This is a genomic window from Brevibacillus sp. NSP2.1 (assembly GCF_000470975.2).
In the GTDB taxonomy this organism is placed as follows: domain Bacteria; phylum Bacillota; class Bacilli; order Brevibacillales; family Brevibacillaceae; genus Brevibacillus; species Brevibacillus agri.
Map to the genome: position 1 here is coordinate 313,800 of NZ_CP048274.1, position 26,020 is coordinate 339,819.

23 protein-coding genes and 1 pseudogene are annotated in these 26,020 nt (G+C 52.8%); 17 read left to right on the top strand and 7 right to left on the bottom strand.

From position 1 onward, the window contains the following. Window positions 1-23: 23 nt before the first annotated feature. The 5 genes from M655_RS01615 to M655_RS01635 all read left to right on the top strand — a co-directional run bounded on the left by M655_RS01615 (window position 24) and on the right by M655_RS01635 (window position 5,623). Window positions 24-1,379 carry an MATE family efflux transporter gene (locus M655_RS01615; protein ID WP_005830117.1) on the top strand — a complete coding sequence of 452 codons (1,356 nt, stop codon included), beginning with the start codon at window positions 24-26 and terminating at the stop codon, window positions 1,377-1,379. Window positions 1,380-1,570: 191 nt separating this feature from the next. Next, window positions 1,571-2,248, top strand: a complete 678-nt coding sequence (locus M655_RS01620; RefSeq protein ID WP_007778358.1) for an MgtC/SapB family protein — start codon at window positions 1,571-1,573, stop codon at window positions 2,246-2,248. Between the two features lie 192 nt (window positions 2,249-2,440). Further along, on the top strand, window positions 2,441-3,829 hold the full coding sequence (gene fumC / locus M655_RS01625; RefSeq protein WP_005830113.1) for a class II fumarate hydratase: 1,389 nt from the start codon (window positions 2,441-2,443) through the stop codon (window positions 3,827-3,829). A 447-nt stretch (window positions 3,830-4,276) separates the two neighbouring features. Beyond that, window positions 4,277-4,681: a hypothetical protein gene (locus tag M655_RS01630; RefSeq protein WP_005830112.1), complete on the top strand. Its 405-nt coding sequence runs from the start codon at window positions 4,277-4,279 to the stop codon at window positions 4,679-4,681. A 510-nt stretch (window positions 4,682-5,191) separates the two neighbouring features. Continuing rightward, window positions 5,192-5,623, top strand: a complete 432-nt coding sequence (locus M655_RS01635) for a P-loop NTPase family protein (protein WP_152344108.1) — start codon at window positions 5,192-5,194, stop codon at window positions 5,621-5,623. Between the two features lie 313 nt (window positions 5,624-5,936). On the opposite strand, the gene M655_RS01640 is transcribed toward M655_RS01635, so the two are convergent. Beyond that, on the bottom strand, window positions 5,937-6,233 hold the full coding sequence (locus M655_RS01640; RefSeq protein WP_026557630.1) for a hypothetical protein: 297 nt from the start codon (window positions 6,231-6,233) through the stop codon (window positions 5,937-5,939). An 88-nt stretch (window positions 6,234-6,321) separates the two neighbouring features. On the opposite strand from M655_RS01640, the gene M655_RS01645 reads away from it, so the two are divergent. The 4 genes and pseudogenes from M655_RS01645 (at window position 6,322) to recQ (ending at window position 9,417) form a co-directional block, all read left to right on the top strand. Beyond that, window positions 6,322-6,615: a hypothetical protein gene (locus tag M655_RS01645; RefSeq protein ID WP_007778365.1), complete on the top strand. Its 294-nt coding sequence runs from the start codon at window positions 6,322-6,324 to the stop codon at window positions 6,613-6,615. Between the two features lie 93 nt (window positions 6,616-6,708). Further along, entirely contained in the window at window positions 6,709-7,017 is a 309-nt protein-coding gene (locus M655_RS27930) for a transposase (RefSeq protein WP_353505612.1), read from the top strand. Then, window positions 6,990-7,331, top strand: a pseudogene (locus M655_RS27935) (transposase); the annotation flags it as partial. The gene M655_RS27930 and the pseudogene M655_RS27935, both read left to right, overlap by 28 nt. A 310-nt stretch (window positions 7,332-7,641) precedes the next feature. After that, a complete protein-coding gene (gene recQ / locus M655_RS01650; RefSeq protein WP_007778371.1) occupies window positions 7,642-9,417 on the top strand; it encodes a DNA helicase RecQ in 1,776 nt (591 codons plus the stop codon). 135 nt (window positions 9,418-9,552) lie between these two features. On the opposite strand, the gene lplT is transcribed toward recQ, so the two are convergent. The 4 genes from lplT to M655_RS01670 all read right to left on the bottom strand — a co-directional run bounded on the left by lplT (window position 9,553) and on the right by M655_RS01670 (window position 14,997). Further along, a complete protein-coding gene (lplT, locus tag M655_RS01655; RefSeq protein WP_007778375.1) occupies window positions 9,553-10,743 on the bottom strand; it encodes a lysophospholipid transporter LplT in 1,191 nt (396 codons plus the stop codon). A gap of 1 nt (window position 10,744) precedes the next feature. Further along, complete coding sequence (locus M655_RS01660; protein ID WP_026557627.1) at window positions 10,745-12,853, bottom strand: AMP-binding protein; 2,109 nt, start codon at window positions 12,851-12,853, stop codon at window positions 10,745-10,747. 108 nt (window positions 12,854-12,961) lie between these two features. After that, window positions 12,962-13,600, bottom strand: a complete 639-nt coding sequence (locus M655_RS01665; protein ID WP_005835181.1) for a response regulator — start codon at window positions 13,598-13,600, stop codon at window positions 12,962-12,964. A gap of 2 nt (window positions 13,601-13,602) precedes the next feature. After that, window positions 13,603-14,997, bottom strand: a complete 1,395-nt coding sequence (locus M655_RS01670; RefSeq protein ID WP_026557626.1) for a sensor histidine kinase — start codon at window positions 14,995-14,997, stop codon at window positions 13,603-13,605. 236 nt (window positions 14,998-15,233) lie between these two features. Here M655_RS01670 and M655_RS01675 point away from each other — a divergent pair, with 236 nt between their 5' ends. The 8 genes from M655_RS01675 to M655_RS01710 all read left to right on the top strand — a co-directional run bounded on the left by M655_RS01675 (window position 15,234) and on the right by M655_RS01710 (window position 23,000). Next, on the top strand, window positions 15,234-17,912 hold the full coding sequence (locus tag M655_RS01675; protein WP_026557625.1) for a sigma-54-dependent transcriptional regulator: 2,679 nt from the start codon (window positions 15,234-15,236) through the stop codon (window positions 17,910-17,912). Window positions 17,913-18,117: 205 nt separating this feature from the next. Continuing rightward, window positions 18,118-18,420, top strand: a complete 303-nt coding sequence (locus M655_RS01680) for a PTS sugar transporter subunit IIB (protein ID WP_026557624.1) — start codon at window positions 18,118-18,120, stop codon at window positions 18,418-18,420. 12 nt (window positions 18,421-18,432) lie between these two features. Continuing rightward, on the top strand, window positions 18,433-19,776 hold the full coding sequence (celB, locus tag M655_RS01685) for a PTS cellobiose transporter subunit IIC (protein ID WP_026557623.1): 1,344 nt from the start codon (window positions 18,433-18,435) through the stop codon (window positions 19,774-19,776). A 22-nt stretch (window positions 19,777-19,798) separates the two neighbouring features. Further along, complete coding sequence (gene chbG, locus M655_RS01690) at window positions 19,799-20,545, top strand: chitin disaccharide deacetylase (RefSeq protein ID WP_007778400.1); 747 nt, start codon at window positions 19,799-19,801, stop codon at window positions 20,543-20,545. 12 nt (window positions 20,546-20,557) lie between these two features. After that, window positions 20,558-20,884, top strand: a complete 327-nt coding sequence (locus tag M655_RS01695) for a PTS sugar transporter subunit IIA (protein ID WP_005835173.1) — start codon at window positions 20,558-20,560, stop codon at window positions 20,882-20,884. After that, the gene (locus M655_RS01700; RefSeq protein WP_026557622.1) at window positions 20,881-22,203 is read left to right on the top strand and encodes a 6-phospho-beta-glucosidase; all 1,323 of its coding nucleotides are present in this window, start codon (window positions 20,881-20,883) and stop codon (window positions 22,201-22,203) included. Before M655_RS01695 ends, M655_RS01700 begins: the two co-directional genes overlap by 4 nt. A 135-nt stretch (window positions 22,204-22,338) precedes the next feature. Continuing rightward, window positions 22,339-22,716 (top strand): HAD-IIB family hydrolase, encoded by a 378-nt coding sequence (locus M655_RS01705; RefSeq protein ID WP_007778407.1) that lies wholly within the window; start codon window positions 22,339-22,341, stop codon window positions 22,714-22,716. A gap of 20 nt (window positions 22,717-22,736) precedes the next feature. After that, window positions 22,737-23,000, top strand: coding sequence for an HPr family phosphocarrier protein (locus M655_RS01710; RefSeq protein ID WP_005835170.1), 264 nt, complete (start codon window positions 22,737-22,739; stop codon window positions 22,998-23,000). A gap of 148 nt (window positions 23,001-23,148) precedes the next feature. On the opposite strand, the gene M655_RS01715 is transcribed toward M655_RS01710, so the two are convergent. Next, window positions 23,149-25,338, bottom strand: a complete 2,190-nt coding sequence (locus M655_RS01715; protein ID WP_026557621.1) for a sensor histidine kinase — start codon at window positions 25,336-25,338, stop codon at window positions 23,149-23,151. After that, window positions 25,316-26,008, bottom strand: coding sequence for a response regulator transcription factor (locus M655_RS01720; protein WP_005835167.1), 693 nt, complete (start codon window positions 26,006-26,008; stop codon window positions 25,316-25,318). The genes M655_RS01715 and M655_RS01720 overlap by 23 nt, the downstream gene beginning before the upstream one ends. Window positions 26,009-26,020: the final 12 nt, after the last annotated feature.

A 26,020-nucleotide genomic window follows, 5' to 3' on the forward strand; every position in this document is an offset into this window, starting at 1 on the left:
AATGTAAATGAGGAAGAACAATCATGCATGAGACTTATTCGTTAAAAGAAAAGTGGCGGCAGTTTCTGATGGTGTTGCTGCCCATCCTTATATCGCAGTTGGCGCTTTTCTCCATGACTTTTGCCGATACGATCATGTCCGGGCACGCCAGTCCGACTGACTTGGCCGGAGTGGCGATCGGGGCCAGCCTCTGGACGCCGATTCAAGCCGGATTGACGGGTATTCTCATGGCAGTGATGCCGATGGTGGCGCAAATGATCGGAGCGCAGCGCAAAGACCAGGTGCCCTACACGGTCATGCAGGCACTGTACCTGGGAGTGGCGATTGCCATCGGGGTGCTGATCGTCGGCGGCTTGGCGCTTGAGCCGGTGTTGAACAGCATGCAGCTCGAAAGCGACGTCAGACACATTGCCCGCGGCTTCCTGCATGCGATAGCCATCGGGATTGTGCCTTTGTTTCTCTACACGGTCATTCGCTGCTTCATCGACGCGTTGGGGGAGACGAGAATTACCATGTTCATTACGCTGCTCTCGCTGCCAATCAACGTCGTGCTGAACTACGCCCTGATTTTCGGCAACTTCGGTTTGCCGCGCCTGGGCGGAATCGGGGCGGGCTACGCCTCGGCGCTGACTTACTGGTGCATTTTGCTGATTAGCCTGGTTGTCGTGCAGCGCGTGCAGCCGTTTACCGATTTCGGGGTGTTCCGCAAGTTTTACCGCGTCTCCATGAGCGCGTGGAAAGAGCTGCTCAAGCTCGGCTTGCCGATCGGCTTTTCGATCTTTTTCGAAGTGAGCATTTTTGCCGCTGTTACCTTGTTCATGAGCGAGTACAGCACGATTACGATTGCGGCGCACCAGGCGGCGATGAACTTCGCTTCGTTTATTTACATGGTTCCGCTCAGCATCTCGATGGCTTTGACTATCGTGGTCGGCTTCGAGGTCGGGGCGAAGCGGTTTCGCGACGCCAAGCAGTACAGCTATTTGGGCATCGGCATCGCCACTGGACTTGCCCTGCTGTTCGGCACAGGCTTGCTGCTGTTCAACAGGCAGGTCGCCGGATTTTATACGACGGACATCGAGGTTTTGGAGCTTACGCAGCACTTTTTGATGTACTCGATTCTGTTTTTGATTTCCGATGCGGTGGCGGCGCCGATCCAGGGGATTTTGCGCGGCTACAAGGACGTTACGGTCACGTTTATCGTCGCCCTTGTCTCGTACTGGGTCATCGGGCTGCCGCTCGGGTACGTCCTGGCGCAGTACACCTCGCTGGCTGCCTTTGGCTACTGGATCGGGCTGATTACAGGCTTGGCGGCAGGCGCGATCTTCCTGTTCGGACGCCTGCTGTCCCTGCAAAAACGCATGATACGCAGCGTCTCGTAACCAAGCGTGGCGCAAGCAAAGCGGGAAAACTCCGGATGAGGGGTTTCCCGTTTTTTGCATGAAGACAGAAGGGCCAGCTTACACTATGAGCAGCCATGAAAAATTTCTCTCCTATTTTTCAAGGAGAGCGTATATACTTTCTAATAGAGTGATGGGAGAAAAGCTGACATTGAAAGGGGGAGGAGAAGCGAATGACGTATGATTTTTTGATGAAGCTGGGGATAGCGATGTTTCTGGGCTTGCTGATCGGGATGGACAGACAGCTCAAGCATAAGCCGCTTGGCGTGAAAACAAGCATGGTCATATCAGTGGCGAGCTGCCTGATTACGATTGTCTCGATTGAGTCGGTACATCGGTTCTCCTTGCCTGGACACACCAACATGGACCCGCTGCGCCTGGCCGCGCAAATCGTGAGCGGCGTCGGTTTTCTCGGAGCTGGCGTGATTTTGCGCAGAAGCAACGATGTAATCTCCGGGCTGACCACGGCTTCCATGGTCTGGGCTGCCTCCGGACTGGGTATTGCCGTAGGGGCGGGGTATTACTTTGAGGCGGTGACAGCGACCATCCTGATTATTTTGGCGATCAACCTGTTTCCGCTCATTCTCAAATGGATCGGTCCCGAGTCTTTGCGGCAGCGGGATTTGTCGATCAAGATTGTCGTCGAAGGGGGCGGCGATCTGGACGGCGTTTTCAAACAGATCAAGCACATCGACCTGCAGGTAAAACGGGTCAAGGTCAAAGACCTGGACAACGGATTGCAAAAGTTGGAAATGATGATTACCGCTTCGGAAAACACATATACGACCGACATTTACAGCTTGCTGAAAGCTGTCGATCACGTCATTTCTGTTGAGGTAGAGAGTAGATAAGGGGTAGAAACAAAGACCGTAGCTGACCGTTTGCAGATGGCGCTGCGGTCTTTTTGCATGCGAGGAACACTTCTGCTCTTGATAACAAGAATGAAAATCATTATCATTTTAAATGAATACGTCTGCTCTCATTCCAAAATGGAAAAAGTGGACATGATAAAAGAGGCAATCATTCATAGAGGAGGATGCGAGATGGAATTTCGGATCGAAAAAGACACGTTGGGTGAAATGAAAGTGCCTGCGGACAAGTTGTGGGGGGCGCAAACGCAGCGCAGCTTCCAAAATTTCGAGATCGGCGAGGAGAAAATGCCGCTTGAGGTCATCCGCATGTTTGCCATCCTGAAAAGAAGCGCGGCCCTGGCGAACCAAAAGCTGGGCAAGCTGGACGCGGAAAAGGCCGAAGCGATCGTAACGGCAGCCGACGAAGTCATCGCCGGAAAATGGAACGAGCACTTCCCGCTGGTTGTCTGGCAAACCGGAAGCGGCACCCAATCCAACATGAACGTCAACGAAGTCATCGCTCGCCGCGCCAACCAGTTGCTGGAGGAAAAAGGCAGCAGTGCGCGGATTCACGCCAACGACGATGTGAACAAATCGCAAAGCTCCAACGATACGTTCCCGACTGCTATGCACATGGCGGGACTGGTAGCCATTGAGGACCAAGTGCTGCCTGCGCTGGCGCTGCTCAAGCAGACGCTCAAGGAAAAAAGCGAAGCCTACATAGACATCATCAAAATCGGCCGGACGCATTTGCAGGATGCCACCCCGCTGACACTGGGCCAGGAAATTAGCGGCTGGGTGCGTATGTTGGAAAAAACAGAGAAAATGATTCAGGAAAGCAACGAATATTTGCGTGAGCTGGCGATTGGCGGTACAGCCGTCGGAACCGGCATCAACGCCCATCCGCGCTTCGGTGAAATGGTCGCTGCGGAAATCAGCGAAGCGATCGGCAAAAAATTCGTGACCGCCGAAAACAAATTCCACGCGCTGACCAGCCACGATGAGCTTGTTCACGTACACGGAGCGTTGAAGGCGCTGGCAGCCGACCTGATGAAAATCGCCAACGACGTCAGATGGCTGGCGAGCGGACCGCGCTGCGGCATCGGCGAAATCGTAATCCCTGCCAACGAGCCGGGCAGCTCGATCATGCCAGGAAAAGTCAACCCGACACAAAGCGAAGCGATTACGATGGTGGCGTGCCAGGTGATGGGCAACGATGCCGCGATCGGCTTTGCCGCAAGCCAAGGGAACTTTGAGCTGAACGTGTTCAAGCCTGTCATCATCTACAACTTCCTGCAATCGGCCCGACTGCTCGCAGACGCCATGAAGTCGTTCAACGACCATTGCGCGGTCGGCATCGAGCCGAACTTGCCTGTCATCCAGGAAAACCTGAACAACTCCCTGATGCTCGTAACCGCGCTGAACCCGCATATCGGCTACGAAAACGCAGCGGCAGTAGCCAAGCTGGCGCACAAAGAAGGCATCACGCTCAAGCAAGCGGCTATCAAGAGCAGCCTGCTGACCGAGGAGCAATTCGACCAAATCGTGCGTCCTGAGCAGATGATTCATCCGAAGGAATAGTGGGATTCACAGAGCCGATGATGGCAAGAAACAATAAAAATTTTGGCTGCTAGGCCACTTGGCTGACTCCATTCATAGGCGTCAGTTTTTTTTTATTCTCTCTCAGTGATCGCCTTTCACTGTAGAACTGAAACACTCGTTAGTTCTCAGTGGAATGTAGATTACTAGTATCGAGGCTCTATACCGTGGGAAGGATTTCAAAAACTTTTGCCGCTTTGTATCATTTTAGAAAAAAGGGTTTTTTTAATGTAATTCCAAGGATTTGGGAGTATATCATCATTTTTTTGGAATTAATAGCTGAAATTGGATGAAAAAATGCTTTTTTGGAGTTGGAAAAATATTGTATAGCATTGGTACACTTCAAAGTAAGGTCTACGAAAAGAGAGATAGAAAGAGTAGGAATAAAAGTTGCGTGAGATCATATCGAATCGAAAAGAGGTTATAAAAATGAAAAAAGCTTTTAAAAGTACTGCTGCAGTGCTCTCCTTAACCCTTGGAATCACTGGTGTTTTGCCTGTAGCTAATATAGCTAATCAAAGCGCATACGCCGCAAGTAGCGACGAGTACATTGTACTTGGGTCTTATTATCTTTCAAAAGATCAAGTAAAGTATATGGCTAGTATTATGAGAGGTGCGACAAGTGGAGGTGCGACAATTGCTGAAACTCTGATCGGGTTTTTAGGGCCTGGAGCAACAGTAGCAATGGCGGCTACAGCACTTTCTGCTAATGCACAACTTCAAAATGAAGTATTGTATGCAGCAGATCATAATATGAGGGTTCAGGTTGTGGTTAAAGATAAGAAAGTGCATACTTCATATTCAACTGTTGTAACATTTACAGCGGTAAAATAATAGAGAGAATGTTAGCTGTCGTCGTAGTAACAAATCTGGCTTCGACCTTTTTCAAACTATATTCTTCTATCTCTTGATATCCTCATTTTCTAAGACCTGAGATGTTTCTTAAAACCATCAACTCGTTTCGAAGTTTTCATAGTAAAGGAGCCCCTTTTTGCTCCAAGATTTTTCGGAGATAAAAGTGTATTGGGGCTCCTTGCTTTTTTCTACAATGGAATAAACATACTACACAGGAAATTACCTCTGTGGATCGAAGTAATGGAGTAACCATTCCTTGATGAACAGAGGTTTTTATGCGTCCAAAAAATCGAATTATTCCCCAGAATCACATGACCCGACAAGAGATTGCGGAAGAGTTAAACAGACGTGGTGTGAGAACGACAGACCGCAATGTTCAAATGCTTTACGAGCGTTATCTTACTCTCCTTGGAGCCAGTGTAGACCAACATATACGCGAAGTGTTGCATCATGTAAGTTCACAAAACGGAGGATTGATGCTTTCCATGGATGGTGTGCAACCAAAAAAAAGGGAATGAAACTTTATATGTCATCCGTGAAGTGTTTAGTGGGACGGTACTAGCTGCCAAGAATCTGAAAAGCGGATCATCAGAGGAACTACAGAACCTGATTCGCCCTATCGTAGAATTGGGTTACCCTATTATTGGCATTGTAAGTGATGGGCAACAATCCATTCGACTAGCCTTTGAAACATTGCTCCCCGACGTCCCGTATCAATACTGCCAGTATCATTATCTGAAAGACATCGCTAAACCGGTTATGGACTTGGACCGAAAACTTAAAACAGGAATCAAGAAAACCCTTCGTGGCATTCGGGAAGTTGAGCGAAAATTAGAGGCACAACAAACATCGAATGAAATTGAAGTAGCTAAAGGGGCCTTCCATCATCCAAGGTATCATCAGAACATTCAGAAAACTTAATAACTTCGAAGAGCATTACAAAGAAGTATGAGCGTCCAACTCTGAGCGGCTACCTGAATCAACCACTTTTGGACGCGGTTTCGCTTTTTCCCCGGAGCCGGGCAGTCCAACCCCCAGCAGGGAGCCCAAGAAGCTACAGCGATTTCGCCTCTTTCCTCGCCCACCGAAAGTCCCGATCAAGCGAACTACATCGTAGCAACAACTTACATCATCCTCCCAAGCCCCTACCCCGCATCCCACTGCCAGAATTAATCTCTCCCACGCACTCTTTAGATTTTCTTTAAACATTTTTGCTATAGTGGTCAGTAATGACTCAGATTCGTGCGGAGGTGCAGCCGATGAGAATATTAATCGTAGACGACGCCCTAAGTATTTTTTTTCGTTCGTTTTTTGAAATATTTTGGGATTTTGATTTTCCGAGACCTTTAATCCTTCCGTCTTCATAAACTCTTACATCGAGATCGCTGACCTTAACCATGTCAAAACTAACCTCTTCTTCAATCTCTTTAAAGTCTTTGCTGGCAGCACCTACAGTAAATGGGATCAAGCTAGTCAGTGTAACAGTTGCAACTAGAGAAGCTATGATTTTTTTTTTTGAAAAGGGAAACATTTTGAAAACCTCCTAATGTATGGTATATTTGGACCGTAACCATATTATGGAAATATGTCAACATTTGTAAAATGAAGGGGATATGTAAATGAAAAAGAAAAAACTTATTGTTTTTTTGGGTACATTGTTTCTTGTAATGATGGGGCTTTTACTAATATGGAGTATTTATTTTAAGGAAAAGACAGTAGCCATCGTAAAAGTAAAAGAGGTTAGCAATGACTTCATAGTAATTGAGGATCAGCTCAACGTGAAAACAACTATTGATGTCCCGAAGGTTATTACGAAATTAATTAAAGCGAACGAAGAATATTTTGTAGAGTATGAGTCTAGCTTTATAGGATTGCCGAAACTTGTTTCTATAGAACCCCTAAACGAAAGATGAAACCACTAGCGTTGCATTAATGTTGTCGAAATAACCAAAAAATTTTGTATTTATGCAGGACACAAAAAAATCCTTTACAGAAAAACCATCCAATTGACTCCAGCGCGTGTTCATGACCGGACTCAACTTGACACGCTTGTAGACAATCCTGGTACGACGTATGTGTTTGATCGGGGATTTGTGGACTACGCCAAGTTTGACGCGTTCTGTGAACGCCGGATCTTCTTCGTTACGCGAGCAAAGAAGAAGGCAGCGATTCGCTATCTGTTTGATCATCCTGTTTCCGAAGGGAGTTCCATCAAAAGGAATGGTTATGTACAAATAGGGACACAGCAAAATCGCATGAACCATGTCCTTCGCCTCATCGAGACAACCGATTCACAGGAAAATCCCTTCTGCTGATTACGAATCGATGGGAGTTATCTGCCCAAGGGATCAGTGAGATGCATCGAAGTCGCTGGGCCATTGAAATCTTTTTTAAATGGTTGAGGCAGCACGTGAAGATTACTTCGTTTTACGGGAAAAGCCAAGAAGCCGTTCTGAACCAAGTTTTCATTGTGCTGATCGCCTTTTGCTTACTTTTCTTGGTCAAAATCTTCTCCGCTGGCCAAGCGAGCTTGTTGCAAGCCTACCGGTGGTTACGTGTCATGCTCTGGGAGGATAGCCAAATTTGGTGGGAGCGATTAACGTCGAAGCGAAGAAAGCTTGATACATAAACGGGAAAGAACCTGTTGTGTAGCATCTAGTATAACTGCATATAAATACCAAAATGGACGGAACTACCTTTGTGGGTCACTCCGTTCTTTCGCCATTTGAAAACGAAGAACGCATTCAGAAAAATCAGATTTTTCTCCTGCGCTCCCAGGTGGTTGAAGAAGAAGAGAGTCATATGAAGAGAAAGGCTCTAATTTTAAGGGGTTAAACCGTTTTTCGTGTGCTGTGCTTCCCCTTGTTTTGTCCCAGCACCTATGTTTACACTAAATAGAATCGATTAAACCAATCTATCGAAAGAGAAGGTGATTCTCTTTGCTCCATAAAGCACAGGAAGTTTTGCAAAAATACTTTGGCTACGAATCATTTCGCGAAGGACAAAAGAAGATTATCGAGAGCCTGCTGGCAGGCCATGACACGATAGGCATCATGCCGACCGGCGGTGGAAAATCAATCTGCTATCAAGTACCGGCCATGCTTTTCGACGGCGTAACGATCGTCATTTCGCCGCTCATCTCGCTGATGAAGGACCAGGTAGATGTGCTGGTCAACATGGGGATTGCGGCGACACAGATCAACAGCTCGCTCGACTACAGCGAGGTGCGCGAGCGCTTGCGGATGGCGGCGCGCGGGGAGTACAAGCTGCTTTACATCGCTCCTGAGCGGCTGGAGTCGGAAACGTTTCAAAATTTGATCCGCAATGTGCCGATTTCGTTCGTCGCTGTCGATGAGGCGCACTGTGTCTCGCAATGGGGCCACGATTTCCGCCCCAGCTACCTGGAGATCGCCCGCTTTTTGCGCACGCTGCCAGAGCGTCCCATCGTCGCAGCCCTGACAGCGACGGCGACGCCGGAAGTGACCGCCGATATCAAGCGCCAGCTTTCCCTGGAGGATGAGCGTCTCTTTATCACTGGTTTTGGCCGCGACAACCTCATCCTGTCGGTGCGCAAAGGAGAAAACCGCCGCGGCTTTATCCAGGCGTATTTGAAAGCCAACAGGCAGCATGCCGGAATCATCTACGCCGCCACGCGAAAAGACGTCGATGCTCTGCACGCCGACCTTGCGAAGCGCGGCTTTTCGGTCACCAAATACCACGCCGGGCTGTCAGAGGAAGAGCGGGCGGCGAATCAGGAAGCGTTCCTGTTCGATGACGTCCGCACGATGGTCGCGACCAATGCATTCGGGATGGGCATTGACAAGTCCAATGTGCGCTACGTCATCCATTACAACATGCCGAAAAACCTGGAGGCGTACTACCAGGAAGCGGGACGCGCCGGGCGCGATGGCGAGCCGAGCGAGTGCATTTTGCTGTACCAGCCGCAGGACATCCAGACCCAGTCGTTTTTTATCGAGCAAAACCAGTTGACCGACGAACGCAAGGAGCACGAGTACAAAAAGCTGTATGCCATGGTCGACTACTGCCGGACGCCGCGCTGCCTGCAGCAGTACATCGTGCAGTATTTCGGAGAGGCGGATGCGCCTGAGTGCGGGCGCTGCCACAACTGCACCGATGAAACCGAACTGACCGACATCACGCTCGAAGCGCAAAAAATCTTTTCCTGCGTCAAACGGATGCGGGAGCGCTTCGGCGCGGCACTGGTCGCCCAGGTACTCAAAGGCTCGAAAAACAAGAAGGTCACGCAGTTCCGGTTCGATCAGCTTCCTACCTACGGGTTGATGAAGGAGTACAAGGAAAAAGAAATCGCCGACCTGATCCAACTGCTCATTGCCGAAGGATACTTGCAGGTGACGGAAAGCCAGTACCCGACTGTGAAGCTGGGAGAGCGGGCGCTGCCAGTGCTCAAGGGCGAGGAGCGCGTCGTGCAAAAAATCTCGCTCCGCCCTGTGGCGCTCGCAGAGGACGACGAGCTGTTCGAGCAGTTGCGTTCGCTGCGCAAGGAAATCTCACAGAGCGAAGGCGTGCCGCCATACGTCATTTTCCACGACAGCACTTTGAAGGAAATGAGCAGCCTCTGCCCGACCGACAAGCAGGCGATGCTCAAGATCAAAGGTGTGGGCGAAGCCAAGTTCGACAAGTACGGCCACCTCTTCCTGGAATGTTTGCAAAACTACGCCGCTGTCAAGCCGTGACGGTCACTGTCACGGCTTTTCGCTATTGTAGCGGTGGTCAAAACAAAAGCCGTGACGCTGACTATCACGGCTTTTGCTACTTTATGCACTGGCGCCATCCACTCACGCACGCAGCAGTCTTCTCTTTCCCCCGCTTTAGCCCGCGATTCGACTGCGATGCTTCATCAGATACAGCAGAAAAGCCAGAAGCAGCAACCCTTGGGCGACGATAGCAACGGAGATGGAGGCGCCCAGGAATACGACCAGGTAGTAAATCCCCGACCCGGCAGCCATCAAAAAGTTTTCGATAAAATTTTGAATCGCAATCGTCTTGCCGGAGCCGACCATCTTTTTGCCCTCGTCCTGCAAGATCGTATTCATCGGAATGATGAACACCCCGCCCATGAACCCGACCAGAAGCAGCAGGCAGATCGCAATGACTGTCACGTGAATCCACGGAAACAACACGATGATGAGAAACATGCCGAAGCCGTAGCCGACTGAGCGGGTGAACCGGGACAGCGGAATCAGCCGCGGGGCGAGAAAAGCGCCGATGATGATCCCGATTGACGTCGTAGCCAGGATCAGCGAGACGGAAAAGCTTTGCGGGTTAATCCCGAGTGCGGCGGGTATCCAGGCCAGCACGGCGACCCGCAGCACAGCCGAGCTCATCCAGAAGGCCCCGGTTCCGATCAGCGCAAAGCTCGTTTCCGCACGGTTCATCAGGTGCTGGAAGTCGATGAAAAAGCGGCGTGCTTCCGTACCGTAACGAATCGAGGCGTTCCCCCGGATGCGCGGGATGAAAAAGGTCATGCCCAGCGACAACAGGTAGAGGGCAAGACAGATGCTCGAAGAGAACAGCGGCGCTGTCATGGAGGCGATCGCTCCGCCCCCGCCGATTCCGGTCAAGATCGCGACGATCGTGTACGCCTCAATCCGCGCGTTGGCCTGGAACAGCTCCTGTTCATTGCGAGTCAGCTCCGGCAGGATGCCGTACTTGGCAGGCGAGTAGACAACCGCGCCGACCCCCACCGTAAAGTAGCAGAGCATCAACAGCAAAATGCTGGAGTGATCGATGACGAACAGCAGCACGACACCGAGTGCTTTTATCAGGTTGCCGATCACCAGAACGAACGACTTGGCGTGTTTGTCGGCAAAAGGCCCGACGAGCGGAGCGAGAAAAACGTACGGCAGAAAAAAGGAAATGGAAACGAGTGCGAGCATTGCGGGAGAAAAGCCGTTCTCCCGCAGCAGGTTGGCAATGACAAACAAAATCATGTTGTCGGCAAAGGCCGAGAGAAATTGCGTGAAATACAAGGCTTGCAGCGGTTGTAGTCGCATCTTCACATCAGTTTCCTCCACTTTCCGCCAGTTGCTTCAGACTGACGTAGTCCGTTTTTCCGCTCCCGAGAAGTGGCAGAGTTTTGATGACCTGCATCGTGCCGGGAATGAGCAGCGGCGAGTATTGCTTTTCCGTCAAATACGCGCGCAGTTGACTGAGCTGAACGGTTTCATCTGTAGTAAACAACAGGACGCGCTCGCCTTTTCGCTGGTCGTTGACGGTGATCGCGGCAAAGCCGGAGTGACCGAAGCATTGCATGGCCAGCTCTTCCACCAGATTGAGCGACACCATCTCGCCGCCGATTTTGGCAAAACGTTTCAGGCGAGACTGAATGCTGAGAAAGCCTTCCTTGTCAGCCGTCACCAGATCGCCTGTGTGGTACCATTCCCCGGCGGGCACGAAGCCTTTGCCGTGAATCAGGTAGCCTTTCATGACGTTCGGGCCTTTGACGAGCAGCTCTCCGCCTTCGTCAATGCCTGCGACCGGGTCCAGCCGATAGCTCATGCCGGGCACGAGTCGACCTACTGTTCCAGGCTTGTTGGCGAGCGGCGTGTTGAGCGCGAGAATCGGAGCGGTTTCGGTCGCGCCGTAACCTTCGAAAATCCGCACGCCGAACTTATCCATCCACAGCTTGCGCACGTCGTCCTTCAGCTTTTCTGCGCCTGCAAACACGTAGCGCAAAGAGTAGAAGTTGTACGGGTGCGCCATCCGTCCGTAGCCAGCCATGAACGTCGAAGTCCCGAACAAAATGGTCGCGTTCTGATCGTACACCAGCTCCGCAATCGCCTTGTAGTGCAGCGGGCTCGGATACAGATACACCGGAATGCCCTTGATGATGGGCAAAAGCGTGCCAGCAGTCAGTCCGAAGCTGTGAAACATCGGCAGCGCGTTGAAAAACTTGTCGCGGCTCGTAATGTCGATCATGCTGGTCACTTGCTGGATGTTGGCGTACAGATTGGTGTGCGTCAGCACGACGCCTTTTGGCTTGCTTTCGCTGCCGGAGGTGAACAGAATCAGTTCATTGGCACTCTTCGCGGCTTTTTTCTTTGTCATATACGCGGTGAGGGCAGCCAGCTTGTCAAAAGCGGTGGCCGATGCTTTCAAATCTTCCAGGTAAATAATCTGGATGCTCGGCGAAAGGCCCGCGATAATGTGCTCCAGCTTGCCTTTTTCGATGAAGGCGCGCGAGGTCAGGATCGTATCGATACGGGCTGTCTCGCAGCAGTCGAGCAGCGAACGGATGCCGAGCGAAAAGTTCAGGATTGCAGGTGTTTTCCCGATGCAAAACAGCGCCAGCAAAGTAACCAGGTGCCCGACCGAGTTGGGGAGAAATACGCCGACGACCGGTTTCCCCATTAAGGGCTGTTGCAGTTTGTTGCCGAGCAGATAGCTGCCGATGAGCAGGGTGCGGTAATTGATGGCCGAGGTCAAGTCTTTGGCGATCTCCATTTTCGGCCCGTTAAGGCGGGCGGCTACCAGCGCTTCATCGAACAGGTTGACGTTTTGCTTCATCCGGCTTTGGAACAGCTCCTCCTGCATCGTGCGCAGGATCAGGTCGTTGGCGGCCGTCTTTTGTTCACGCATCGAGCGGTTTTCGTCGCGCGGGATGGTGAACGGCGTGCCGACTGTCATGGTGACGGCAGGAAACAGCGAGCGGCGCAGCTTGCCTTGCAAATAAGAGAAGATCGAGCGCTCCAGGCCGTTGATCGCGATCGGGTAGACGGTTGCGCCTGTTCTCATGGCGAGGTAGCCGACGCCGCTGTAAATTTTCATCAGGCCGCCCGTTGTGGTGATGCGGCCTTCCGGGAAAATCACCAGCGTCTCTCCTTTGCGGATGACCCGCAGCATGTGGCGGATCGAGTACGGGTTGAGAGGATCGATCGCGATGTGCTTGCGGAAGCGCAGGAAAAAGGCAAACCGCTTGGCGATCCCGGTGTTGACGACAAAGGTAGCTCCCGTAGGCAAGCAAAAGGAAAGGAGTACCGCGTCGAGCAGGGAGACGTGATTGGGAATGATAAGTGACGGCTTCGTCAGGTCGATTTTGTTTACACCGTGAATGCGAGGCCGAAACCACAGCAGCAAAATCATTTTCAGGAAGGCATGAATGAGGACCATGTAGACCACACCTTTTCAAAGGATAATGGCGTTGCTTTATAGTCCTCATTGTAAGGAGTGGGGGAAGTAAAAAAAGTACCAACATTCATTGGTACCTGGTCATAATACCTAGAATAGCTTTTTCTGGCTCGCTTTTGCGGCCGCTTCTTTGCTCGTTTTGACGCCCATTTTTTTCAGGATGCGGTTGATGTGGTTTTTGATGGTCCGCTTGGTGATGTGCAGGGACTGCTCGATTTGCGTCTGCGTCTTTCCCTGATGGATCAGTTGCAGAATGTCCTTCTCCGCGGGGGAGAGCAGCTTCTGGTTTTCTTCGTTTTTCAGGCGCAAAAACTCGTTGCGCAAAGCAGCCGCTGCTGTCGGGTGAATCGCCGACTGGCTGTTGTGGGCAGCGCGGATGGCGTCGGGAATTTCCTTGAAGCTGGACTTGCTGATGTAATTGACGGCGCCAGCAGAGAAGGACTCGACAATCACATCCTCGGCGGTCAAGGACGTGAGCATGATGATTTTACAGTCTGCCTCAAGCGCAATCAGCTCCATCGCGGTTTCGATTCCGTCGAGGTTGTTTTCGGTCAGGTTGATGTCCATCAGGACGACGTCGGCTTCTGCCGCCAAAAAGCGCTCGGTCGCTTCCGCCTTCGTGCCCGCCTCGCCGACGACGGTGAGGTCTGCTTCTTTGTTCAGGTAGTCGACCAGTCCTTTTCGCCAGACAGGGTCGTCCTCGACGAGAAATACTTTGATAGTCTCCATGTTCATATCCTCCCTTCTGTTTGGGCAGAGCTTGTGATGACTCGTTTTTTCGGGAAGAACAAAAACACCGTCGTTCCTTTTCCTGGCTCGCTGTATATCTCCAGCATTCCCTGATGCTTTTGCATGACGTTATAGCAATAGGAAAGTCCAAGGCCGAAGTTTTGTCCGGTTCGTTTGGTAGAGAAAAAAGGATCGAGCACGTGCGGCAAATTTTCCTTGGAAATGCCTGTACCCGTATCCGCGACGGCGATGACGAGGTGACGGTTGGACAAAAACAGTTGCAGGGTGAGCTTGCCGCCGGACTTCATCGCTTCGATCGCGTTCATGCACAAATTGGTGAGAATTTCCCTAAGCTGCACGGGATCGCCGTACAGGTGGAGGCTCTCATCCAGCTCGCATTCCACCAGCACCTGCTGCTTTTCCATGTAAGGCTTCAAGTTTTGGATGACTTGCTTGATGATCTCGCCAGGCGCGCTGGGGGATTCGCGCAGCTCGACGTCGCGAAGCTGGTTTTGAATCCGGTTCATCATGTCCAACATGTGCTGGGACGATTGCAGGAGGACGAGCGCGTCTTCCTTCAGGTTCGGCTGGTTTGTTTCCTCCGCGTACGATTCGATCCGATCGGCGTACAGCGAGATTTTCCCCACTTCGTTTTTGATCGTGTGATTAATGATTTGCGCTCCTGACGTGAGAGCGCGCAACGTGCTGTCCAGACGTCTTTTTTCCACGCGGAGCCGGACGCCCAAAAAGCCGTATTTCAAACTGATGGCAACAATCAAAATGAACTGGATCGCGACGACCAGCATGTTGTAGCGCCATGCTTCGTAGTCATTCTGGATGCGCATGATGTAGATGAAGATAAAGACGAAAAAGAGCGGGACGATGATTAACACGTTCGTGAAAAAGCTGTTCTTTTTGACCAGTGGGTCTTTCTCGTTCCGGTACTGTACGATCAGCAGAGTGCAGGCGATCAGAAAAAAAGGAATGACCCATGCCACCATGATCCAGTAATTGAAGGCCAGTACAGGATAAATGGGGGTGATCGCGAGCATTAGCGCCGGGAGGCAGAGCGCGGCGAACTGGGCAATCAGCTTTGTTCTCCGGGTGAGAAACTCCGCCGAATGGACGGCGAACATGAGAAACGAATAAGGCAACCCGACCTGGCAAATAAAGGACGAGAGGCGGCTAAGAAAAAGCAAAGTCTGCTCCGTCCCGGCATTCATGGTAAAAGCATCGGCCCAGAGCGGCATGATCGTCTCGTCAATGACCGCCGAGAGGAAGCCGCCCCCTCCGATAAAGGCAGTGGCGCAGGCCCAGCGGATCGACGTGCGTTTCGGGTCCGTGAACAGGACCAATAGACCTAGCGCCCATATGGTGAATAAGATGAAAACCATCATGGCAAGCGATCTCCTGTGTCAGTCATGTTACACCCATTATAGCGTACCTGGGAGGCAGAAAACGAAAATGAATCGGTTTCCAAAAAATAGGCAAGCAGCCATCCTTTTCTCAGAGAAGGGTGGCTGTTTATTTTGCCGGGATGAGGCGTGTCCATCCAGCATATTCATAGGTAAGAAGGTTTTTCCAGTGTAGCGTGGAAATGAAAACGAATCAGTTGAGTGGCAGGTGAACAGTGGTGAAACGAGTCGATTTCATTTACCAGAAGCTGCTTGAGTCCGGTCCCGATAAAAAAATCAGCGCAGGCGAGCTGGCCGAGCTCCTGGGCCTTAGCCGCGCCAATGTCAGCAGCGATTTGAACCGCTTATGGAGGGAAGGGCGCATTGAAAAAGAAGAGGGGCGTCCTACCTTGTTTTATGTCAAAAAAGCGAATGACTCGCTTTATTTGGCGCAAACGGCATTGGACAGGCTGGCGAAGACGAACAAAAGCCTGATGACTCGCATCGAGCAGGCAAAGGCAGCGGTGCTGTATCCGCCGCGCGGGATGCACTGCCTGATTTTGGGCGAAACGGGAGTAGGCAAGTCGTGGTTTGCGGGGATGATTCACGAGTTTGCCGTCGATATTGGCCGGCTGGACAAGGGGGCGCCCTTTGTCGTTTTTAACTGCGCCGACTACGCCAACAACCCGCAGCTTTTGATAAGCCAACTGTTCGGCGTCAAAAAAGGGTCGTACACCGGAGCGGAGATGGACCGCAAAGGGCTGGTGGAAAAGGCGGACGGCGGGATTCTTTTTCTCGATGAGGTTCACCGCTTGCCAGCAGAGGGGCAGGAAATATTTTTTACGTTCATGGACAAAGGGACGTTCCGCCGGGTCGGAGAAACAGAGGTGGAGCGTTCCGCGCAGGTGCAAATCGTCATGGCAACGACCGAAAACCCGGAATCCAGCCTGCTCAAGACGTTCATGCGCCGCATCCCGATGGTCATCAAGCTGCCCTCCCTGGTGGAGCGGGGGATGGAGGAGCGCTTGGGGCTTGTCATGGAAATTTTTCGCGAAGAAGCGTTTCGGCTGGGACGGGAAATTCAGGTATCGGCAAGCGTGGTGCAAGCGTTTCTCTGCTATCATTGCCCGAACAATATCGGCCAGTTGAAGACGGATATCCAACTGACCTGCGCCAGCGCTTATGCCGAGTTTATTTCCTTGAAAAAAAATCTGCTGCACGTCTCGATTCAGGACGTTCCGCATCACGTCAAGCAAGGGCTGCTTTTGGCAAAAGACTACCGCCAGGAGCTGGAGGAGCTGATTGGCACCGAGCACAAATGCTTTGTGGTGCAGCCGTCCGAGGAAAGCATCTGGTTTGGCGGCGAGTCGGAGAATGCCGCCGACAGCGTCTACGAAAAGATCGAGCAAAAAATATACGAGTTGCAAAACCAGGGGGTCAGCGAGGAAGAACTGGAATTTGATATCGAGCATTACTTCACCACGTTTATCAAAGGGGTTCATCAGCGCATCAACAAAGGCGACATGGCGCGGATTATTGATCCGATCATCATTCACCTCGTCGAAGACATCGTGCGCTATGCCGAGGCGAAGCTAGAGAAAATTTTGAGCCAAAAGGTCATCTTCGGCCTGGCGCTGCACATCCAGACGTCCAAGGAGCGGCTGTCGCAAGGAAAGCAAATCGTCCATCCGCACATCAACAGCGTGCGGCTCAAATACAAAAAGGAGTTTGCCGTAGCGCTGGAGTGCGTGCGCATGATCGAGGAAGCGCTGCTGATGGACTTGCCCATTGGCGAAGCGGGCTACCTGACCATGTTTTTCGTGCTGGATGACGAGAGCATGCAGGAGGAGCGGGAAACGATCGGTGTCCTGGTCATCACGCACGGCAGCGGGGGAGCGACGGCGATGGTCGACGTGACCAACCGCCTGCTGGTCACCCAATACGCGCGTGCCATCGACCTGCCGCTGGAGGAAGACTCGCTGGTCGTCCTGGAGCAAGCGATCAAGACAGCGCGGGAAATCGGGAGCGCAGCCGGGCTGCTTTTGCTCGTCGACATGGGCTCGCTGCTTGGATTCGGGGAGATCATCGAAAAGGAGCTGGGCATTCCGGTGAAGGTGGTGCCGATGGTGAGCACTCCGCATGTGATCGAGGCGACGCGCAAAGCGATGCTGGGGCATTCGCTGGACGACGTGTACCGCGATGTCGTCGGCATTTCGATGGGGCAGCGGGAGGAGTTACCCAAAGAGGCGGCAGACAAGGCGGTGCCTGCCTTGACGATCGTAGCGGCCTGCCTGTCCGGCGAGGGCAGCGCGCTGTTTTTGAAAAAGCTGCTCGAATCGAAGCTGCGCTACGACGAGAAGCTGCTGGAATTTGTTCCGCTGCAGCTCATGGACAAAGCGCAGGCGAAAAGCCGGTTGAAAAAGCTCAAGGAAGAGCGGACGGTTCTGTGCGTCGTGAGCAACTACATGCTGGATCGCGACTTGCGCTGCCACAGCATGGACGATGTGGTGAACGGCGAGGCGCTGTCCGATATCCAGCAGTTGATTGATCTGGAAGAAGCTTATGTGAAGATGAAGGAATCGCTCAGGGAGCACCTGAAAATGGTGAGGGGCCAAGACGTTCTCGACGACGTCAGGACGTGTGTGGCGCGCATGGAGGAGCGGCTTGGCAACAAGCTGGTTTTCGATACGCGAATCGGGGCGTATTTGCACATCTGCTGCCTGGTGGATCGGCTGAAAGCCGGGGAGCGTTCCGTAGCCTATACCGACAAGGTGCCGTTTTTGGCGGAAAACCGCAAGCTGTACAGCCTGATTCGCCATGAGTTGCAGCCGTTGGAGGACAAATACGACGTGGTCTTCAGCGAGGACGATGTATGCTTTGTCATGAATTTTTTCATACACAACAAAACACTGGCGTAGCTAGTGTTTTAATTTTTGCCAATTTGTCCCTGTTAACAAAACACTACAGCGCTTACATTCAAACACTACTCGCCTGCCCAGAATGCGGCTGCCCGGCAAACGAGATAACGATGCGTTTTGTTTTGAAAGCGCATACAAAAAGGGTGTTTTGGCACGTGACTTGCTCTAGGAAAAGGACATAACCAACTGAGGGGAGGAAGCTGGATTGAATATTTTGCTATGCTGCGCAGCGGGGATGTCAACGAGTCTGCTCGTGCAAAAAATGGAGCAGGCGGCACGGGAAAAAGGGCTGGAAGTGAAAATCTGGGCGGTGTCGGCAGATGAGGTGAAGCACCATATTGACCAGGCACAGGTGCTTCTGCTGGGCCCGCAAGTCCGCTACAAGCTGGCGGAAATGAAAAAAGAAGGGGCGGCGAGAGGGATTCCGGTCGATGTGATTAGCACGGTTGACTACGGCTCCCTGAACGGGAAAAACGTGCTGGAATTTGCGCTTCGTCTAAAACAGTAGAGGGGGATGCGTATGGCAGGGTTTATTTCTTTTCTGGAAGACCGCGTGATGCCTGTCGCGGGCAGGATCGCGGAGCAGAAGCATTTGCAGGCGATTCGCGACGGAATCATTCTTACCATGCCTTTGCTCATTATCGGCTCTCTTTTCCTCATCATCGGTTTTATTCCCATCCCTGGTTACAGCGAATTCATGAGCGGAATCTTCGGCGATCAATGGCTGACCAAGCTGTTGTATCCGGTGAACGCGACGTTTGACATCATGGCGCTCATCGTCAGCTTCGGGGTGGCGTACCGATTGGCGGAAAAGTACAAGGTCGATCCGCTGTCAGCAGGTGCGATCTCGGTCGCTTCCTTTTTGCTCGCGACCCCTTACAAGACGATGTTCACCCCGGAAGGTGCAACGGCAGCGCAAGAGGTAGGCGGAGTCATTCCTGTCGCCTTGATGGGAAGCCAAGGGCTGTTTGTAGCGATGCTTTTGGCCGTGTTGTCCACGGAGATTTACCGCAAAATCATTCAAAAGAAAATCGTCATCACCATGCCGGACGGGGTTCCGCCTGCTGTCTCCCGCTCCTTCGTGGCGCTGATTCCCGCTTCGGCCGTGCTGCTGGTCGTCTGGTTGCTGCGCATCCTGATTGAAAACACCTCGTTTGAAAGCATCCACAACATCGTGTCTGACTTGCTGGTCGGTCCGCTGAGCGCGCTCGGCAGCAGTCTGATCGGAGCGATTGTCTGCGTGCTGCTCGTCCAACTGCTTTGGTCGCTCGGCCTGCACGGGGCGGCGATTGTCGGCGGTATCATGAGCCCGATCTGGCTCACCTTGATGGACCAAAACCGGGCGGCGTTCCAGGCGAATCCGAATGCCGAACTGCCCAACGTGATTACCACCCAGTTTTTCGACCTATGGATTTATGCGGGCGGTTCCGGCGCGACGCTGGCGCTCGTCGTCCTGATGCTGTTTCGGGCGCGCAGCGAGCAGATGAAAAACATCAGTCGGCTCTCCATCGGCCCTGGCCTGTTCAACATCAACGAGCCTGTCACCTTCGGCATGCCGATCGTCATGAACCCGCTTTTGATTATTCCGTTTATCCTCGCCCCAGTCGTGCTGGTCATTGTCAGCTATGTGGCGATGTCGCTGGGATGGGTAGCAAAGCCGAGCGGTGTCGCTGTACCGTGGACGACTCCGGTCATTATCAGCGGATATTTGGCTACTGGCGGGAAGCTTTCGGGCAGCGTGCTCCAACTCGTGAACTTCGTCATCTCGCTGTTGATCTACTACCCGTTCTTCCGTCTGTGGGATAAGCAAAAGTTGAACGAGGAACAGGCGCATGCCGCTCCCGACAAAGTCGTAAATATGTAATTTCCCGGAGGAGAGGCATGATATGAAGCTGATTGTGAATGCAGATGACTTCGGGTATTCCAAAGGGGTGAATCTGGGGATCATCGAGGCGCATCGGGCGGGTGTCGTCACCTCTGCGACGGCCATGGTCAACATGAACGGGTTCGAGCATGCGGTTCAGCTTGCCAAAAAGACGCCCACGCTCGGGGTAGGCATCCATCTGGTGCTCACTTGCGGCTTCCCGGTCAGCCAAAACGTGCCGTCGCTGACAGATGAGCACGGGCGCTTTCGGCGCGGACACGATTATTTGAGCCTGGCGTCGCCGGAGGAAGTGGAAAGGGAGCTGCGCAGCCAACTGGAAAAGTATTTGCAAACAGGTCTTGCTTTGACGCATATCGACAGCCATCACCACGTTCATGCCCATGCCGCGGTCTTGCCGATTGTGCTTGGCCTGGCAAAAGAATACCAGGTTCCGGTTCGGTATCCGTGGTCGTTTTCGCCCGAAGCGCGGGCAGAGCATCCGGAGGTGATGACGACAGAAGGCTTTTCCGAACGGTTTTACGGAGACGGCCTGACTACGCAGTCGTTTATCGACGTGGTGGAGGAGCTTGCGGACTGCGATGTGGCGGAGATAATGACACATCCGGCGTATTTGGACGAAGAGGTGTTGACAGGCAGCTCGTACACGCTGCAACGCGCGCGGGAGCTGCACATTTTGACCGCACAAGAGATAAAGGAGTACGTGCAAAAGCGCAATGTACGGCTGGTAACTTATAAAGAACTCGGATAGGTGGAGATTGATGTGGACCATACAGACGTTATTTTTCAGTTGATTTTGCACGGAGGAAACGCGAGAAGCCTGGCGATGGAAGCAATCGCCCTGGCGAAAAACAAAGACATGGCAGGCGCACAGGATGCGCTGAGGCGAGCTGGCGAAGAACTGAGCCGGGCCCATCATCATCAAACCGCTTTTATTCAAAAGGAAATCGCGGGAGAGAAGCCTGAGATCAGCATGCTGTTGATCCACGCGCAGGATCATCTGATGAATGCGATGACGATCAAAGATTTGGCCAGCGAGTTCGTCGAACTGTACAGCCATGTCCACGCAGGGAAGGAGGCAGGAGTGTGAGCGGAATCAAAATCGTTACGATTGGCGGAGGATCGAGCTATACGCCGGAGCTGGTAGAGGGCTTCATCAAACGGTACGACGAGCTGCCCGTGCGCGAGCTGTGGCTCGTGGACATTCCCGAGGGCGAGAAAAAGCTGCAAATCGTCGGGGCGCTGGCAAAGCGCATGGTGGAAAAGGCCGGGGTGCCGATTCAGGTGCACCTGACGCTGGATCGGCGCAAAGCGCTGGCGGGAGCCGATTTTGTCACGACACAAATGCGCGTGGGGCTTTTGGACGCGCGGATTAAAGATGAGCGCATCCCGCTGAAGTACGGGGTCATCGGGCAGGAGACAAACGGTCCGGGCGGGCTGTTCAAAGGATTGCGCACGATTCCGGTCATTATGGATATTTGCCGCGACATGGAGGAGCTGTGCCCGGATGCCTGGCTGATTAACTTCACCAACCCGGCTGGCATGGTGACAGAGGCGGTACTCCGGCATGCGAACCGCAGCAAGGTCATCGGGCTGTGCAATGTTCCGATCGGGATGAAAATGGGCGTCGCGACGATTTTGGGTGTCGACCAGTCGCGGGTGCACATTGATTTTGCCGGGCTGAACCATATGGTGTTCGGGCTTGGAGTGTACGTGGATGGCGACAATGTCACTTCGCAAGTAATCGACAAGCTGACGGGCGAGCAATCGGGAATCACGATGCAAAACATACTCGACCTCGGCTGGGAAAAAGACTTCATCAAGGCGCTGGGCATTCTTCCTTGCCCGTACCATCGCTATTACTATCAGACCAGCACCATGCTTGCGCACGAGCAGGAAGAAGCGAGCAAAAACGGCACGCGTGCAGAAGTGGTCAAGCGGGTGGAAGCGGAGCTGTTTGCGCTCTATGAAGATCCCGACCTGAACATCAAGCCGCCGCAGTTGGAAAAGCGCGGGGGAGCGTACTACAGCGAGGCGGCCTGCAACCTGATCCACTCGATTTACAACGACCGCCGGGATATTCAGCCCGTAAACGTCCGCAACAATGGCGCGATTGCGAGCATTCCTGACGATTCCGCTGTCGAGGTGAACTGCGTCATTACGAAGGAAGGGCCGATTCCGTTGGCCGTAGGCGATTTGCCTGTGCCTGTGCGCGGGCTTGTGCAGCAGATCAAGTCGTTCGAACGGGTAGCGGCGGAGGCGGCTGTCACGGGCGATTACCACAAGGCGCTGCTGGCGATGGCGATTAACCCGCTGGTGCCGTCCGACGTGGTCGCGAAGCAAATTCTCGATGAAATGCTGGAAGCGCACAAGGAGTATCTGCCGCAGTTTTTCAAGCCGGTGACGTGAAGGTGGGAGACTGGTGGAACGGCGTAGCAGGCGGGGCAGGAGCATGAGATACAAGCTGCTTGCCCTGAGCAGGATCGGTATCCGCTCAAAATCCAGCCGGCGTCAGCGCTCGCGGAGTACGTCCGGGCCAAGCAAGTGTGCGCCCCCAAAATATTCGTTACCGGAGAAGCGGAGCGGATCGCGGCGGCCAGGCGGGAGCTGGAACGCGCCAGTCTGGAAAAAATCAGAGTGACGGCATCCGGCGAGCGCAATCTGGAGATTTTGCCGGAAGGGGTATCCAAAGCAAGCGGACTCGCGGTACTGACAGAAAAGCTGGGAATCGGTCCGGAAGAAATCGTAGCCGTCGGCGACAACTACAACGATGCGGAAATGCTGCAATATGCCGGAATGGGCGTGGCGATGGGCAACGCCCCGGACGATGTGAAGCGGCTGGCCCGCTACGTGACCGACACGAACGACCAGCACGGCGTGGCCGCTGTCATCCGCAAGTTTTTCACCATACACGATGCATGAGGCAGAAAAGGAGGAGTGCAATGGTCCGTTTTAGCGTCGAAATTACCGTAAGTGGCGGCCTTCATGCCCGTCCGGCTTCTGTCCTGGTAAACCTGCTCAACCAATACCGCTCGTCGGTCAAAATGATCTACAACGACAAGCAGGCCAATGGCAAAAGCATTCTCAGCGTCATGGCGCTGGGCGTGAAGACCGGGGACGAGATGACGTTTGAGGTGGAGGGCGTCGACGAACAGGAGGCGGCAACGGCTCTGCGGTCGTTGTTTGAGCGAAATTTCGCCATCTAGTAGCGTTAAAAGTGCAGGAGCAAATCAAAAAAGCCAGTGCCCGAACAAATGGGCATTGGCTTTTCGTCATTTTCGGGCAATGCTTCGCATGCGGGTTTGCCAGTGCAGCGCTGGGGACGACAGGGTCCCGACAAAAGGCAGGCAGGCACTAGGCGTTTTTGCGAAACACGACCATCACCTTGAAGTAATCGCCGTCAATTTCGATGGAGAGGCGGCCGCCTTGCAGCTCGACGATGCTTTTCGCAATCGCGAGTCCGAGGCCGGAGCCTTCGGTGTTGCGCGATTGGTCGGCACGCTTGAACCGCTCGAAAAGCTCTTGGGCGTCGAAGTCGATTTCGTAGGCAGAGACGTTTTTGATCGTCATGATGACTTCTCCCGGCTTTTCGTACAGATCGATCAGGACACGCGTGTTGGGCAAGGAGTATTTCAAGGCGTTGCCAATCAAATTCTCGAAGACGCGCCACGTCTTTTTCCCGTCAAGCGGTGCCACGATTTTCGGCTGCTCGACGTTGACGCGGAAGGTGAGGGACGACTGCTCGATCTTTTCGCTGAACTCCGCGATGGCTTGGTTGAGCAGGGATGCTACGTTCACCTGCTCGATGTGCAGCTCTACAGCTCCGCTGGACATTTTCGCCGCGTCAAACAGGTCGTCGATGAGCACCCGCAAGCGGGCCGTTTTGCGGTCCAATACATCGACATAGCTTTTGATCTCGTCTGCTGTCAGGTTTTCCCGTTTAAGCAGATCGACATAGTTGATAATCGAGGTGAGCGGCGTTTTCAAATCGTGCGATACATTGGTAATCAGCTCCGATTTCATGCGCTCACTCTTCATTTGTTCCTCCATCGCACTCTTTAATCCGAGCTTGATGTTGTTGAGCGAGTGAGCGAGATTGGAGAGGTTTCCTTTACGAATCTTTTCAATCGTTGCATCCAAATTTCCGGCTGACATCTCGGAGGCTCCCAGCATGATGCGGTTCATGAGCCCCAGGCGACGCAGGACGTAAGGGACGACGGTTGCCAGGTAGAACAAGCCGTATAAAAAAGAGAGGGAGAACAATTCCTCAGAGGCCTTTACCATGGCGACCAAGCCGAGCGCTACGCTCATGCCAAAGCCAACGGTCAAAATGAACAGCAGGGAGACTTTGAAAAACAGGCTTCGGTTGGTGTAGCTTTCCCGCAAGAGCACTTTTTGCCGGACGAACAAGCTTCTTTGCCATTGCTCGCGAAGCGATCCCGGGTGCAGGTACATATGCCATGCTTCCAGAGCTTGTAGCAGCAAATAGGCAGTGAACAGGGAGATGATCCCGAGTGTAAAGAAATGCTCGGCGTCAATCGGCAAGAAGAAAAAGAAAAAGCGCAAATTGAAAATCAGAGCCAGGTACGCGACCCCAATCGGGAGCAGCATGATAATCCGAATATCGAGCGGGATGCGCCGGAACAGTGCCAGGCTTTTGACGACAATCGGCTGTGCGGCGGCGCGGCTTAGCTTCAAATACCAGAGCAGCAGCGCAGTCACGAGCAGCGTCACCGTGAGCAGGGCGCATTCTCCGAGCAGCCGCTCCCGTTTGGAATCGAAATAGACGGCATCGGCATGAATCTGGCTGTAGCCTTCCGGGCTTTTCGGAACGTAAAAGATTCCGCTCCATTGACTCAATTGATAAGTACGGTTGATATCGGCAAACTCTCCGTATTTCTGATAGGAGTTTTCCGGAAAACGGATTGCATAGCGGGCGTTTTTACTCACTTCTGTTTCGGAAGGCTCGTGGGACATATTGGTGTACACTTTGCCCGTCTTGTTGTCTCTGACATAGTATTTGAATGAGCCGGTTCGCAGCGCAAGGCTGTTTTTTCGCTCTTCGTACTCGGCGTCCTTTTCCGCGACCATCTGTTGGAACTGTCGATCCCAGTTGGCCGTTTCTTTCTCGAGCGCCTTTTTCAGCCTGGCTGCTTGTTCAGTCACGAGCCTGTCAAGCTCCTTCGTATCGGAGGCGTTTCTGGCGTTCTCGATCTCGTGGGCGTATTCACTTTCCAGTCTTTCCCTGACTTCCCGCAAGGCATCCTCGCGCTCGCGCTGGAATTGCTCCACTGTCGCTTTGCCCAGCTTTTCTTCCGGTGTTTTGCGCTCGTAGCCGGCGAAGTCTACATGAACATCTTTCACCAGCTCTACGAACAGCCTGACTTCGCTGTTGAAGTTCTCGCTCTGGAAGTAGGAGTCTTTTTGCAAATACTCGCGGTTTTGGTAAACGTCTGCTGCGGTCAGCATCAGCAGCGAGAGGCTGACTACCAGGGCGAACAGGGCAGGCAGCGTAAAGCGGCTATTTTTCGATTTTGTATCCAATTCCCCATACCACCTTCAAATATTTCGGTTCCTTCGGGTTGATCTCGATCTTTTCCCGAATGCGTCGGACGTGGACGGCAACGGTGTTTTCCGCGTTCAAATACGGTTCGCGCCAGACGCGCTCGTAAATTTCCTCGATGGAAAAGACCCGGCCCTTGTTTTCCATCAACAGCTCCAAAATTTTGTACTCCGTAGCTGTCAGCCGCACCTCGTTGCCGTCGACAGTGACGGTTTTCGTGCTTTTGTTCAACGACAAGCCGCGGACCTGGATTTCATCCTCGGTCGTTTTGTAGTTGCCGAGGTTGGTGTAGCGCCGCAGTTGGGATTTGACCCGGGCCACCAGCTCCAGCGGATGAAAAGGCTTGGTCACATAGTCGTCGGCTCCGATGTTCAAGCCCAAAATTTTGTCCGTATCCTCCGATTTGGCAGAAAGCATGATGATCGGGATGTTTTTGTCCTGGCGGATTTTAAACGTAGCCGTAATCCCGTCCATTTGCGGCATCATGATGTCCAAAATAATGAGGTGAATTTCTTCCCGCTCCAAAACGTCCAATGCTTCCACGCCATTGCTTGCTTTATGCACGACTAACGATTCGTTTTTCAAGTAAATTTCGATTGCGTCTCGGATCTCTTCCTCGTCGTCGACTACGAGGACGTGATAAGTCGTCATTGTTTTCCCACC

Excerpts from the sequence above, each read along its gene's own strand:
- M655_RS01615 (WP_005830117.1), top strand. The coding sequence starts at position 24 with ATGCATGAGACTTATTCGTTAAAAGAAAAGTGGCGGCAGTTTCTGATG.
- M655_RS01620 (WP_007778358.1), top strand. The coding sequence starts at position 1,571 with ATGACGTATGATTTTTTGATGAAGCTGGGGATAGCGATGTTTCTGGGC.
- fumC (WP_005830113.1), top strand. The coding sequence starts at position 2,441 with ATGGAATTTCGGATCGAAAAAGACACGTTGGGTGAAATGAAAGTGCCT.
- M655_RS01630 (WP_005830112.1), top strand. The coding sequence starts at position 4,277 with ATGAAAAAAGCTTTTAAAAGTACTGCTGCAGTGCTCTCCTTAACCCTT.
- M655_RS01635 (WP_152344108.1), top strand. The coding sequence starts at position 5,192 with ATGGTGTGCAACCAAAAAAAAGGGAATGAAACTTTATATGTCATCCGT.
- M655_RS01640 (WP_026557630.1), bottom strand. The coding sequence starts at position 6,233 with ATGTTTCCCTTTTCAAAAAAAAAAATCATAGCTTCTCTAGTTGCAACT.
- M655_RS01645 (WP_007778365.1), top strand. The coding sequence starts at position 6,322 with ATGAAAAAGAAAAAACTTATTGTTTTTTTGGGTACATTGTTTCTTGTA.
- M655_RS01660 (WP_026557627.1), bottom strand. The coding sequence starts at position 12,853 with ATGGTCCTCATTCATGCCTTCCTGAAAATGATTTTGCTGCTGTGGTTT.
- M655_RS01665 (WP_005835181.1), bottom strand. The coding sequence starts at position 13,600 with ATGGAGACTATCAAAGTATTTCTCGTCGAGGACGACCCTGTCTGGCGA.
- M655_RS01670 (WP_026557626.1), bottom strand. The coding sequence starts at position 14,997 with ATGATGGTTTTCATCTTATTCACCATATGGGCGCTAGGTCTATTGGTC.
- celB (WP_026557623.1), top strand. The coding sequence starts at position 18,433 with ATGGCAGGGTTTATTTCTTTTCTGGAAGACCGCGTGATGCCTGTCGCG.
- chbG (WP_007778400.1), top strand. The coding sequence starts at position 19,799 with ATGAAGCTGATTGTGAATGCAGATGACTTCGGGTATTCCAAAGGGGTG.
- M655_RS01710 (WP_005835170.1), top strand. The coding sequence starts at position 22,737 with ATGGTCCGTTTTAGCGTCGAAATTACCGTAAGTGGCGGCCTTCATGCC.
- M655_RS01720 (WP_005835167.1), bottom strand. The coding sequence starts at position 26,008 with ATGACGACTTATCACGTCCTCGTAGTCGACGACGAGGAAGAGATCCGA.